A 12,635-nucleotide genomic window follows, 5' to 3' on the forward strand; every position below is an offset into this window, starting at 1 on the left:
CCCATGACCACCGCCCCCGTCCTCGCCCGAATGGACCTTGTCGCCCTTCTGGATGACATCGCGGCGCTGGCGGTCGAGGCGGGGCACGCCACCCTTCCCTTCTATGAGGGCGACCACGGCGCCACCGCCAAGTCGGACGGCAGCCCCGTCACCCTGGCCGACCACGCCGCCGAGGCGGTCATCCTGCCCGGCCTGGCGCGCCTGACGCCCGCCATCCCGGCGGTGTCGGAAGAAGCGGCGGAGCGGGGCGAGATTCCAGCCGTGGCGGCCCGCCAGCCCTTCTGGCTGGTGGACCCGCTGGACGGCACCAAGGAATTCATCAAGCGCAATGGCGAGTTCACGGTGAACATCGCCCTGGTCGACAAGGGCCAGCCCGTGCTGGGTGTGGTCTACGCCCCGGCCAGCGGCGAGCTGTTCGCGGGTTCGCTGGCACCCAAGCCCCTGGCATGGCGCCAGCGCGCGGGCGGGGAGCGGGAAACCATCACCTGCCGCCCGCAGCCGCGCGCCGGCGTCACGGTCGTCTCCTCCCGCTCCCACGCCAATGACGAGGCGCTGGCGGCCTATCTCAAGGCCTATTCGGTGGCCGAGACCCTGGCCTGCGGCAGTTCCGTCAAGTTCTGCCGCATCGCCGAGGGCGTGGCCGACCTCTATCCCCGCTTCGGACCGACCTGCGAATGGGACACGGCCGCCGGCCACGCCGTGCTGCTGGCCGCCGGCGGCGGCATGACCACGCCGGAAGGCGATCCATTCCGCTACGGCAAGGCCGGCTTCCGTAACGGCCCCTTCATCGCCCACGGGAAATAAGGCCGAGGCACAGGCGAACCCTGCCCTTTTGAGTAAATCTTAGAGCTAATAGACCCCCTGGCCACCCGCTCGCAAACTACCTACATGTCTTTGATATGCAGGTGATTTGAGACGAGGGAGCCTTCGGCATGCTCTTGGCCAGCCTGTTCCGGTCCCTGATCAAGACCGGCCATCTGACACTGATCGACGCCCACGGCCGCCGCTACGAATTCGGCCGGCGCGACCCCGACGCCCTGCCGGGCGGAATCAGCCCCGGCGGCATCGCCGACGGCGGCCCCGCCAGCTACGGCCCCGTCACCGTGCGCGTAACCGACCCCAGCCTGCATTGGAAGCTGGCGCTGGCGCCACGCCTGTACGCGGGCGAGGCCTATATGGACGGCACGCTGGTGATGGAGGAGGGCAGCATCTACGACCTGCTGGCGCTGGTCACCCGCAACAGCGGCTGGCAGCATATCGGGTGGTCCGATCACCTGATGGGCCCCATCGAGACACTGACGCGGTACGCCCAGCAGTTCAACCCGGCACAACGGTCCAAGGCCAACGTGGCCCACCATTACGACCTGTCCGGCAAGCTCTATTCCCTATTCCTGGATAGCGACCGCCAATATTCGTGCGCCTACTTCCCCACGCCGGAGACGACGCTGGAGGAGGCGCAGAGCCTGAAGAAGCGGCACATCATCGCCAAGTTGCGGCTGGAGCCCGGCATGAAGGTGCTGGACATCGGCTGCGGCTGGGGCGGCATGGCGTTGGAGATCGCCCGCCGGGCGCCGGGCACACGCATAATGGGCATCACCTTGTCGGAGGAGCAGTTGGCCGTCGCCCGCCAGCGCGCCATCGACGAAGGCGTGACCGACCGGGTGACGTTCGAGCTGGTGGACTATCGCCACCTGAAAGGCCAAGGCTACGCCGGCCATTTCGACCGCATCGTCTCGGTGGGCATGTTCGAGCATGTGGGTCTGCCCCACTACCTGGAATATTTCGAGGCGGTGCGCGACCTGATGACGCCGGAGGGGGTGGCCCTTATCCATTCCATCGGCCGCCTGGACGGGCCGGGCGCCACCAACCCCTGGATCCGCAAGTACATCTTCCCCGGCGGCTACGTCCCGGCCCTGTCTGAGGTCATGCCCGCGGTGGAGAAGGCGCGCGTCGTCACCACCGACATCGAAATCCTGCGCCTGCATTACGCCGAGACCCTGCGTGCCTGGCGCCACCGCTTCCTGGCCAGGGCCGACGAGGCGGCCGCGCTGTATGACGAGCGTTTCGTCCGGATGTGGGAATTCTACCTGGCGGGATCGGAATGCGCTTTCCGCTACCAAGGGCATATGGTCTTCCAGATCCAGCTGTCCAACGCCTTGGCCGCCGTGCCCCTCACCCGGGATTATATCCACAAGGCAGAGGAAGCCATGTCACCGCGCGCCCATACACCGGCGATGGTTGCGGAATAAAGGAAAATCAGGGGTTAAGGGCGGGATTGGCACCCCATTGCCGCTCTTATCCTCATGATTATCCCCCTGTGGATAAAATCCATCCGCATGTTGCACTTGCCGCGCACGCGGCGGCCGGCTATGCCATGCCTCCCCCGCTGCTACACTGATGCCCATGGACACCAAGTTGACCGATCCGACCGCCCCCACCGGCGCGTTGCCCTATCGCACGCCGCCCCATAACCTGGAGGCGGAACAGGCGCTGCTGGGCGCCGCCCTGGTCAACAACAAGGCGCTGGAGAAGGTGGCCGAGTTCCTGCGGCCGGAACACTTCTTCGACCCCGCCAACGGCCGCATCTTCGCCGCCATCGCCAAGCTGGTGGAACGGGGGCAGATCGCCAGCCCCCTGACGCTGAAGGCCTATTTCGAGCAGGACGCGGACCTGAAGGAGATCGGCGGCACCGAGTACCTGGCCCGCCTGGCCGCCGGTGTCGTCACCGTCAGCAACGCCGAGGATTACGGCCGCATCATCCATGACGCCTACCTGCGCCGGCAGCTGATCGACGTGGGCGAGGACATGGTCAACGCCGCCTACAAGCACGACCTGGACGTGGTCGCCACCGACCAGATCGAGGAGGCGGAGAAGAAGCTGTTCGACCTCGCCTCCACCGGCGACGCCCAGGGGGGATTCATCCCCTTCGAACGGTCGCTGAAGGCCGCGATCGAGATGGCGGAGGCGGCCTACAAGCGGTCCAGCCACGTCACCGGCGTCACCACAGGGCTGCGCGACCTGGACGGCAAGCTGGGCGGCCTGCACCCCTCGGATCTCATTATCCTGGCCGGCCGCCCCTCGATGGGTAAGACGGCGCTGGCCACCAACATCGCCTTCAACGCCGCCCGCGCCCATATGAAGAGCAGCGGCAAGGAGGGAGCGCCGGTCGGCTTCTTCTCGCTGGAAATGTCGGCGGAACAGCTGGCCACCCGTATCCTGGCCGATGAGGCCGAGGTCAGCGGCGACAAGATCCGCCGCGGGGAAATCCACGGCAGCGACTTCCCCCGCTTCATCGAGGCCAGCAACTACATCTCCAAAGTGCCGTTCTTCGTGGACGACACGCCGGCCCTGTCCATCACCGCCGTGCGCACGCGCGCCCGCCGCCTGAAGCGCACCCATGGCCTGGGCATGATTGTGGTCGACTACCTGCAGCTGCTGCGCGGCGGCGGGATCAACAAGACAGACAATCGCGTTCAGGAGATCTCTGAGATCACGCGCGGCCTGAAGGCCATCGCCAAGGAGCTGGACCTGCCGGTGATTGCGCTGTCGCAGCTGTCGCGCCAGGTGGAAAACCGCGAGGACAAGCGCCCGCAGCTGTCAGACCTGCGCGAGTCGGGCTCCATCGAGCAGGACGCCGACGTGGTCATGTTCGTCTACCGCGAGCAGTACTATCTGGAGCGTGCTGAGCCATCGCGCCGTCCGGAGGAGGCGGAGGACAAGTTCAACGACCGCTACCAGCGCTGGCAGCAGCGCCTGGAAGAGGTCCACGACACGGCCGAGGCCATCATCGCCAAGCAGCGTCACGGCCCCGTGGGCACCGTGCGCCTGCACTTCCACGGCGAATTCACCCGCTTCTCCGACCTCGACACCCACCATGCCCTGGCCGGTGCCGGCGACGATTACTGAGGAGCCGGGGGTGCCGTCCGTGGATTTCCCGAGCCAGGTGCCGGTCGGCGCCGGTGCCGTCTTGGCCATCGACCTGGATGCCATTGCGGGCAACTGGCGCGTCCTGCGCGACCATGCCCAGCGGACCGGCCGCGCGGTCGAATGCGCCGGCGTGGTCAAGGCCGACGGCTATGGCCTGGGTGCCGTGCCGGTGGCCACGGCTCTGGCCGAGGCCGGCTGCCGCAGCTTTTTCGTCGCCGATCTGGAGGAGGCCGCCGCCCTGCGCGCGGCGTTGTCCCCTGGCACCTTCTCCGGCGCGCGCGTCCTGGTCCTGCACGGCCCCACGGCGGGCACGGAGCGGGAGATGGCAGCCCTGGGCCTGACGCCCGTCCTGAACAGCCTGGACGACATCGCCCGCTGGCGGGCCACGGCGGTGGAGCTTGGCCGCTCCCTGCCCGCCTTCATTCATATCGACACGGGCATGAACCGCCTGGGCCTGGACGACCGCGACGCGCGGCATCTGGCCGCGGAGCCCGCCCTACTGACCGGCCTCACGCTGGCGGGGTGGATGAGCCACCTGGCCAGCGCCGACGTGGCCGGCGACGGCCTCGCCGCCGAGCAGGACGCCCGCCTCCGGGCGCACCTGGCCCGACTGCCCCGGGCGCCGGCCAGCCTGGCCGCCTCCTCCGGCATCTTCCGGGAGCCGGCGCTGCTGCACGACCTAGTCCGGCCGGGGGCAGCGCTGTACGGCGTGAACCCGACGCCGGAGGCGCCCAACCCCATGGCGCCGGCGCTGCGCCTGCTAGGCCGCATCCTGCAGGTGCGGGACGTGCCGGCCGGGGCGACGGTGGGTTATGGCGCGACATATCGCACCACGGCACCGGCGCGCCTGGCCACCATCGCGGTGGGCTACGCCGACGGCTATTTCCGCGCCCTGGGGTCCTCCGGCCACGTCACCATCGCCGGGGCCCGCGCCCCCGTGGTGGGCCGCATATCCATGGATTTATTGAGCGTGGACGCGACGCAAGTGCCCCCGGAAGCCCTGGTTCCCGGCGCGTTCGCCGAGCTGATCGGTCCCGATCGGCCGCTGGACGACGTGGCCGCAGATGCCGGCACCATCGGCTATGAGATCCTAACAGGGCTTGGCCGGAGGTTTTGCCGCGTGTATCAGGGGGCATGGCCTGTTGCGGCGCAACCGCGACGGGACACTGGCAGTTTGGCATTGTAAGTCCCTTATATGACTGAGGAGCGGAGCGGATGGGGTTCTTGAGCGGGATCGGCCGGGCCACCCTGGTGTTCCTGGCCGCCACCGGGCGGCTGGCCCTGTTCACGGCGCGCGGCCTGTCGCACTGCGTCCGTCCCCCTTTCTATCCCCGCCTGCTGGTCCAGCAGATGCGGGAAATCGGCTACAACAGCCTGCCCGTGGTGGGGCTCACGGCCCTGTTCACCGGCATGGTGCTGGCGCTGCAAAGCTATACCGGCTTCGCCCGCTTCAACGCCTCGAGCGCCATCGCCACCGTGGTGGTGCTGTCCATCACCCGTGAGCTGGGGCCCGTCATGGCGGGCCTGATGGTGGCGGGCCGTGTGGGCGCCGCCATGGCGGCCGAAATCGGCACCATGCGGGTGACGGAACAGGTCGATGCGCTGACCACCCTGTCCACCAACCCGTTCAAGTACCTGGTGGCGCCTCGCCTCCTCGCGGGCACGCTGATGCTGCCCTGCCTGGTGCTGGTGGCCGACATCATCGGCGTGTTCGGCGGCTATGTCGTCAGCATCTACCGCCTGGGCTTCAACCCGTCGGCCTACCTGACCAGCACAGCGCAGTACCTGCAGACCATCGACGTCGTCTCCGGCCTGGTGAAGGCGGCGGCCTTTGGTTTCATCATCGCGCTGATGGGCTGCTACAACGGCTACCATTCCAAGGGCGGCGCCCAGGGCGTGGGCGCGGCCACCACGCACGCCGTGGTTTCCGCCTCCATCATGATCCTGATGATCAACTATCTGCTGACGGGGCTGTTCTTCTCATGAGCACGGTATCCCCCCACTCTGCCACCCCCAAGATTGAACTCATCGGCGTCAAGAAGGCCTTCGGCCCGAAGAAGGTGCTGGACGGCGTGGACCTCAGCGTCGCCAAGGGTGAGTCCTTCGTCATCATCGGCGGTTCGGGCACCGGCAAGTCGGTGATGCTGAAATCCATCCTGGGCCTGCTGCGTCCCGATGCCGGCACCATCAAGGTGGATGGGGAGGAGACGACCCACATCGGCGGCCGCGCCCGGGACCGGGTGATGACCAAGTTCGGCATGCTGTTCCAAGGCGGCGCGCTGTTCGACAGCCTGCCCGTCTGGCAGAACGTGGCCTTCGGCCTGATCCAGGGTCAGGGCATGAAGCGGTCCCAGGCGCGCGACATCGCCATCGAAAAGCTGGCCGCCGTGGGCCTGGGCCCCGATGTCGCCAACCTGTCGCCGGCGGAGCTGTCAGGCGGCATGCAGAAGCGCGTGGGCCTGGCCCGCGCCATCGCCACCACGCCGGAAATCATCTTCTTCGACGAACCGACGACGGGCCTGGACCCCATCATGGCCGACGTCATCAACGACTTGATCGTGAAGTGCGTGCGCGACCTGGGCGCCACCGCCCTGACCATCACCCACGACATGGCCAGCGCCCGCAAGATTTCCGACCGCATCGGCATGCTGTACCAGGGCAAGCTGATCTGGCAGGGCCCCACCAGCGCCATCGACGACAGCGGCAACGCTTACGTCGAGCAGTTCATCCACGGCCGGGCCGAGGGCCCGATCCAGATGCAGGTGAAGCTGGGATAAGGACCGGCGCGGATACGCCCGCCCCGCGCTTGAGGGAAGCGGCGTTAAGCCGCCACCCTTCCCCAGCCGGCAACGGCCATTTCCAGGGGCAGGTCGACCTGCCGCCCCGCCGCCCAGGCATAGGCCGTTGCCATGTCGCTGAAGGCGCGCAGCTCGTGCCCGGGGATGAACAAGCGGGCCAGGTTCAGGAGGAAGCGCAGGCCGGCGTTATGGCTGACCACGGCCGCCCGGCCGCCGGCACGGCCGCGCATGGCCTCCCCCATTATGGCGCCCATGCGGCGGATGGCGTCCGGCGAGACATTGCCGACATGCAACCGCAGGTCGGTCACGCTGTTCCACGTGGCGACGTCCATATTCCAGGCCAGGATTTCCTCGATGTAATCGGCGATGGTTTCACCGCCGACATCGTCCATGATCAGAACACAGATGATCCTGGATGAAGGATTCAATTTATGCTGTATTTTATACATTTCCGCACTGCCACCGGAAACGAGGACGGCGGAAGGGGTAACACAGCCGAAACTTTACCGGCATGATCATTTTACCGGTCACAATTTCAAAAACGTAACCAGCTTAGCTACATAGGTAGCAGACAGGCGCCCCCAATACTGGACGCCCGCCGGCACCGGCCTTTCCTGGAGTCACTTGTTCAGTCGACGTCACCCGCTTCATCCGGGGCGATGGGCCGGAAGTCGGCACGGTTGTACCGGCGGCCGCGTTTCACCGTGTAGACGACGCTGCGCAGGTTGGCGATATCCTGGGTCGGGTCCTTGGCGACGAACACCAGGTTGGCCAGCTTGCCCACCGCCACCGTGCCCATCCGCGACTCCAGGTTCAGGGCGCGGGCACCCATCTGCGTACCGGCCTGGATGGCGGCCAGGGGCGTGAAGCCGGCCTGGTGGACCAGCAGCTCCAGTTCCTCATGCAGGGCGGGATAGGCATCGGCGGCGGGCGTCTCGCCATCCGTGCCGGCGGAAATGGCCACGCCGGCGGCATGCGCCTGGGCGGTGATGCGGGCCGCCAGCTCACCGGGGCAATAGGAGCCGGGCGGGTTGGGTTGGCCGGCCCAGCGCTTGTCTCCCTCGGCATAGACGCGCACGGTGGCGTCCAGCACCTGGCCGTGGCGCTTCATGCCATCAAACAGCCCGGCGAGAATGGGGTCGGGATTGCCGATACGGGCCGAGTCCACCGGCGCGCGGTCATGGTACTGCGTCGGCTTCACCGGCAAGGCCTGGTAGGCGAGCATGCAGGCGTGGGACAGCACATCCACGCCGGCCTCGATCTCCTCCGCCGGGGTGGCGGGGAAGACCATGGCATGGGCCCAGACGCGGAAGCCCTGGGCGTGCGCCTCGCGCGTGATGCCGGCCACCAGGTCGGCCGGCAGGTTGGCGTAAATCTTGATGGCACTGGCACCGGTGCCGCGCGCCAAGGCCACCGCCACCTTCAGGTCCGTGGCCGGGGTGATGGCCTGCATCCACGGCACCTCCCCCGGCGTATCGCCCTTGGCCGACGCCGCCGTGCGCGGGTCCTTGAAGAAGCTGGGGCCGGCCATCAGGGCCGCGTAGTAGATGTCCGGCGCCGGGATTTCGCCCAGCAGGGCCGATCGCGACAGGTCGGCCAGCGCGCGGGTATCGCCCGCCATGTCGCGCTCCGCCGTGACGCCGCCGTAGATCGCGCGACGCAGCAGCGCCTCCTCAGCCTTGCGGTTGGGCACGGTGGCGAGATGCACATGGGTGTCGATCAGGCCGGGCAGGACGTAGAGGCCGCTGGCATCCACCACCGTGGCGTCCCGGGCCAGCTCGGCCGGCACTTTGCCCACGGGCGCCACCAGGGCGATGTCCTGGCCCTTGGTCACGACCGCCATGCCGGCACGCGGCGCCGTCCCCGTGCCGTCGATCAGGGTGGCGCCGCGATAGATCACCACCGACTCCAGCGCCGGCTGTGTCTCCTCCGCCGCCGCCATGGGCGGGACCAGCACGGACGAGACCAGCAGGGCGGAGCGGAGAAGCATGGCGGCGGGCTTCAAGGCGGTACATCCAGACAGGAGACGGGCGGTCGCAACTGTGGGCGCCGCGCCCTACGCTGTCAATTCGCGGCGGCATCACGGCATGGCCGCCCAAACCATCCTGTCGTGCGTCCCGCACGCCCCTACCCCCTAAATCTAGTGGCTGTATACCCGGCGCCGGGGTGGCGGTTCCGTCACCCAAGCTGTTATGATGGCGACCGCCAGAATATCCCGTCAGGAACCCTTTCCCGTGGCCCGAAACACCAACCGCTATGTCTGCCAAAGCTGCGGCACTGCCCACCCCAAGTGGAGCGGCCGGTGCGAGGGCTGCGGCGCCTGGAATACCCTGGTGGAGGAGGCCGCCCCCGAGGCGGCGCCCAAGGGCCTGGGCAACAAGGTGCAGGGCCGCCGGCTGGAGTTTGTGGAGCTGTCCGGTGTGTCGGAGCAGGCGCCGCGCCGCATGACCCATATCCAGGAATTCGACCGGGTGTGCGGCGGCGGCCTGGTGCACGGCTCGGCCCTGCTGGTGGGCGGCGACCCCGGCATCGGCAAGTCCACGCTGCTGCTGCAGGTCATCTGCCGCCTGGCTCAGGGCACGTCCTGCGCCTATATCTCCGGCGAAGAGGCCGTGGACCAGGTGCGCATGCGAGCCTTGCGCCTGGGTCTGGCGGCGGCGCCGGTGAACTTGGCGGCCGCCACCAATGTGCGTGACATCGTGGCGTCGCTGGACGCGGCCGACGGCCCGCGCGTGGCGGTCATCGACAGTATCCAGACCATGTATGTGGACACGCTGGATAGCGCGCCGGGCACGGTGGCCCAGGTGCGCGCCTCGGCCTCGGAATTGATCCGGGTGGCCAAGCGCCGGGGCATCACCCTGCTGATCGTGGGCCATGTCACCAAGGACGGCCAGATCGCCGGCCCCCGCGTGCTGGAGCACATGGTGGACACGGTGCTGTATTTCGAGGGGGAGCGCGGGCACCAGTTCCGCATCCTGCGCGCGGTGAAGAACCGCTTCGGCGCCACCGACGAGATCGGCGTGTTCGAAATGGCGGAGGATGGCCTGCGCGAGGTCGCCAACCCGTCGGAGATCTTCCTGGCGGAACGGCGCGGCGACGTGACCGGCACCGCCGTCTTCGCCGGGATGGAGGGCACCCGCCCCGTGCTGATGGAGGTGCAGGCCCTGGTGGCGCCGTCGCCCCTGGGCACGCCCCGCCGGGCGGTGGTGGGCTGGGACACGGCACGCCTGGCCATGGTGATGGCGGTGCTGGAGGCGCGCTGCGGCCTCGCCATCGGCGCCAATGATGTGTATCTGAACGTCGCCGGCGGCCTGAAGGTCACCGAGCCGGCGGCGGATTTGGCGGTGGCCGCGGCCCTGGTCTCCTCCCTGACGGGGGAGCCTGTGCCGGCCGACGCGGTGGTTTATGGAGAGATCGGGTTGTCGGGGGAGATCAGGGCGGTGAGCCAGAGCGAGACGCGGCTGAAGGAGGCGGCGAAGCTGGGCTTCGGCACGGCGCTGGTGCCCACCCGGCGCAAGGGGTCGGGCGGCGATGCCGGCATGCGCCGCATCGAGTTGCACCACCTGTCGGACCTGCTGCCCCTGTTCCAGGCCGCTCCCGCACAGAAAAGCGCATCGCCCAAGAACACACCCAAGGCCGTATCCGGCGGCGGGCGGGGCTGAGGCATCATGGATATCAACGGTCTGAACCCCCTGGACATCGCGGTCGTCGTCATCGTCGTGCTGTCGGCCCTGCTGGCTTTCGCCCGCGGCTTCGTGCGCGAGGTGCTATCGATCGGCGCCTGGGTCGGGGCTGCCCTGGTCACGCTGTATGCCTTTCCCCTGGTCAAACCCTTCGTACGCGCCCATATCGAGCGTCAGATGATTGCCGACGGCGTCGCCATCATCACCCTGTTCGTGGCGGCCTTGCTGGTATTGCAGATGATCTGCCACACTCTGGCGGGCCGGGTCAGCGACAGCGCCCTGTCGGCCATCGACCGGTCGCTGGGCTTCGGCTTCGGGGTGGTGCGCGGTGCCGTGCTGGTCAGCCTGGGCTACATGCTCATGGGCTACATCTGGCCGGACAACAAGCCCGACTGGCTGCGCGACGCGCGCACCCGGCCGGCGCTGGAGGCCGGGGCGGACATGCTGCGCACCCTTGCGCCGTCCGACCTGCGGCACGAGGGTGAAGGACGAATTGACGCCGCCCGGATCGAAGCCGAGCGGGCCCTGGCCGCCAAGCAGGACTTGGAACGGCTTCAAACCCCGGCGATCACCCCTGCGGGGAACGCGGGTGCCAAGCCGGGTGAACAGGGCTATAACGACCGCGAACGCACGGGCCTTGATCAGCTGATCGAGAATTCCGTCGATAAGAGGAAGCCGGAGTAAGGATTCCTCACAACGGACCGCAACGTACCAACCTCGCGCGAAAGGCGCCCGGTGACCGCTCATGCTGACCACGAACCCCTTCGACGACGACAAGTTGCGCGAGGAATGCGGCGTCTTTGGTATCCTGGGCGCCACGGACGCGGCCGCCCTGGTCGCCCTGGGCCTGCATGCCTTGCAGCATCGCGGCCAGGAATCGGCGGGCATCGTCGCCTTTGACGGGGAGCATTTCGCCGTCCACCGCGCGCTGGGCCAGGTCGGGGACAACTTCAGTTCCGAGGCGGTCATGCGCCCCCTGAAGGGCAATGCCGCCATCGGCCACGTGCGGTACGCCACCACCGGTGACACCGCGCTGCGCAACGTGCAGCCGCTGTTCGCGGACTTTGAGTTCGGCGGTTTCGGCCTGGCGCACAACGGCAACCTGACCAACGCCATGACGCTGCGCCGCCAGCTGGTGCGCCGCGGCTGCCTGTTCCAGTCCACGACCGACACCGAGGTCATCGTCCACCTGATGGCGACCGCCCGGGGCGGCAGCGTCATCGACCGCATGGTCGAGGCCCTGCGCCAGGTGGAGGGCGCCTATTCCCTGGTCGCCATGGCCAAGGACCAGATCATCGGCGTGCGCGACCCGCGCGGCGTGCGCCCGCTGGTGCTGGGCATGCTGGGCGACGCGCCGGTCCTGGCGTCGGAAACCTGCGCCCTGGACATCATCGGCGCCGAGTTCGTCCGCGACATCGAGCCGGGCGAGATGGTGGTGCTGACCGCCGCCGGGGTGCAGAGCCTGCGCCCGTTCCAGCCGGAAAAGAGCCGCTTCTGCATTTTTGAGTACATCTACTTCGCCCGGCCCGACAGCTTGGTCGAGGGGTCCAGCGTCTACAAGGTGCGCAAGGCCATCGGCGCGCACCTGGCCCAGGAAAGCCACGTGGATGCCGACGTGATCATTCCGGTGCCGGACAGCGGTGTGCCGGCGGCCATCGGCTATGCCGAGCAGAGCGCCATTCCCTTCGAGCTGGGCATCATCCGCAACCACTATGTCGGCCGCACCTTCATTCAGCCGACCGACAAGATCCGCCACCTGGGCGTGAAGCTGAAGCACAACGCGAATCGCCACTATATCCAGGGCAAGCGCGTCATCCTGGTGGATGACAGCATCGTGCGCGGCACCACCTCGGTGAAAATCGTGGAAATGATGCGGGCGGCCGGCGCCAAAGAGGTGCATATGCGCATCTCCAGCCCGCCCACCCGGCATTCCTGCTTCTACGGCATCGATACGCCGGAAAAGGAAAAGCTGTTGGCCCACAAGCTGTCGGTCGAGGAGATGAACCGCTACATCGGATCCGACAGCCTGGCCTTCATCTCCAACGATGGCCTCTACAAGGCGCTGGGCCATGCCGGCCGCGACACCAGCGGCCCCCAGTATTGCGATGCCTGCTTCACCGGCGACTACCCCATCCCGCTGACCGATTACGAGGGCACGCCGGGTGGCGAAGTCGCCTTCCTGGCGGAGCGCCGGGCCTAAACGCCACGCCAAATAGTTCTTCACACA

General features: G+C 67.9%; 11 protein-coding genes. 9 read left to right on the top strand and 2 right to left on the bottom strand.

Annotated elements, in window-relative coordinates; genetic code table 11:
* The first annotated feature begins 3 nt into the window (after positions 1–3).
* From cysQ to FBZ87_RS09795, 6 genes are all read left to right on the top strand, one after another.
* Positions 4–804 carry a 3'(2'),5'-bisphosphate nucleotidase CysQ gene (gene cysQ / locus FBZ87_RS09770; protein WP_244909564.1) on the top strand — a complete coding sequence of 267 codons (801 nt, stop codon included), beginning with the start codon at positions 4–6 and terminating at the stop codon, positions 802–804.
* A gap of 128 nt (positions 805–932) precedes the next feature.
* Complete coding sequence (locus FBZ87_RS09775; RefSeq protein ID WP_145610140.1) at positions 933–2,249, top strand: SAM-dependent methyltransferase; 1,317 nt, start codon at positions 933–935, stop codon at positions 2,247–2,249.
* Positions 2,250–2,397: 148 nt separating this feature from the next.
* Positions 2,398–3,906: a replicative DNA helicase gene (locus tag FBZ87_RS09780; RefSeq protein ID WP_145610141.1), complete on the top strand. Its 1,509-nt coding sequence runs from the start codon at positions 2,398–2,400 to the stop codon at positions 3,904–3,906.
* Positions 3,907–3,925: 19 nt separating this feature from the next.
* Positions 3,926–5,113, top strand: coding sequence for an alanine racemase (gene alr, locus FBZ87_RS09785; RefSeq protein WP_246134322.1), 1,188 nt, complete (start codon positions 3,926–3,928; stop codon positions 5,111–5,113).
* A gap of 29 nt (positions 5,114–5,142) precedes the next feature.
* Positions 5,143–5,913, top strand: a complete 771-nt coding sequence (locus FBZ87_RS09790) for an MlaE family ABC transporter permease (protein WP_145610143.1) — start codon at positions 5,143–5,145, stop codon at positions 5,911–5,913.
* Positions 5,910–6,704 (top strand): ABC transporter ATP-binding protein, encoded by a 795-nt coding sequence (locus FBZ87_RS09795; RefSeq protein ID WP_145610144.1) that lies wholly within the window; start codon positions 5,910–5,912, stop codon positions 6,702–6,704. The genes FBZ87_RS09790 and FBZ87_RS09795 overlap by 4 nt, the downstream gene beginning before the upstream one ends.
* A 44-nt stretch (positions 6,705–6,748) precedes the next feature.
* Here FBZ87_RS09795 and FBZ87_RS09800 read toward each other — a convergent pair whose 3' ends face one another.
* Positions 6,749–7,117 carry a hypothetical protein gene (locus tag FBZ87_RS09800; protein WP_004274439.1) on the bottom strand — a complete coding sequence of 123 codons (369 nt, stop codon included), beginning with the start codon at positions 7,115–7,117 and terminating at the stop codon, positions 6,749–6,751.
* 236 nt (positions 7,118–7,353) lie between these two features.
* Positions 7,354–8,715, bottom strand: coding sequence for an amidohydrolase family protein (locus tag FBZ87_RS09805; RefSeq protein WP_211106908.1), 1,362 nt, complete (start codon positions 8,713–8,715; stop codon positions 7,354–7,356).
* Between the two features lie 244 nt (positions 8,716–8,959).
* Between FBZ87_RS09805 and radA the strand changes: the two genes are divergently transcribed.
* The 3 genes from radA to purF all read left to right on the top strand — a co-directional run bounded on the left by radA (position 8,960) and on the right by purF (position 12,608).
* Entirely contained in the window at positions 8,960–10,387 is a 1,428-nt protein-coding gene (radA, locus tag FBZ87_RS09810) for a DNA repair protein RadA (RefSeq protein ID WP_145610145.1), read from the top strand.
* A gap of 6 nt (positions 10,388–10,393) precedes the next feature.
* Complete coding sequence (locus tag FBZ87_RS09815) at positions 10,394–11,092, top strand: CvpA family protein (RefSeq protein WP_145610146.1); 699 nt, start codon at positions 10,394–10,396, stop codon at positions 11,090–11,092.
* A 61-nt stretch (positions 11,093–11,153) separates the two neighbouring features.
* Complete coding sequence (gene purF / locus FBZ87_RS09820) at positions 11,154–12,608, top strand: amidophosphoribosyltransferase (RefSeq protein WP_145610147.1); 1,455 nt, start codon at positions 11,154–11,156, stop codon at positions 12,606–12,608.
* Positions 12,609–12,635: the final 27 nt, after the last annotated feature.

This window comes from Nitrospirillum amazonense (assembly GCF_007828035.1).
GTDB lineage: Bacteria > Pseudomonadota > Alphaproteobacteria > Azospirillales > Azospirillaceae > Nitrospirillum > Nitrospirillum amazonense.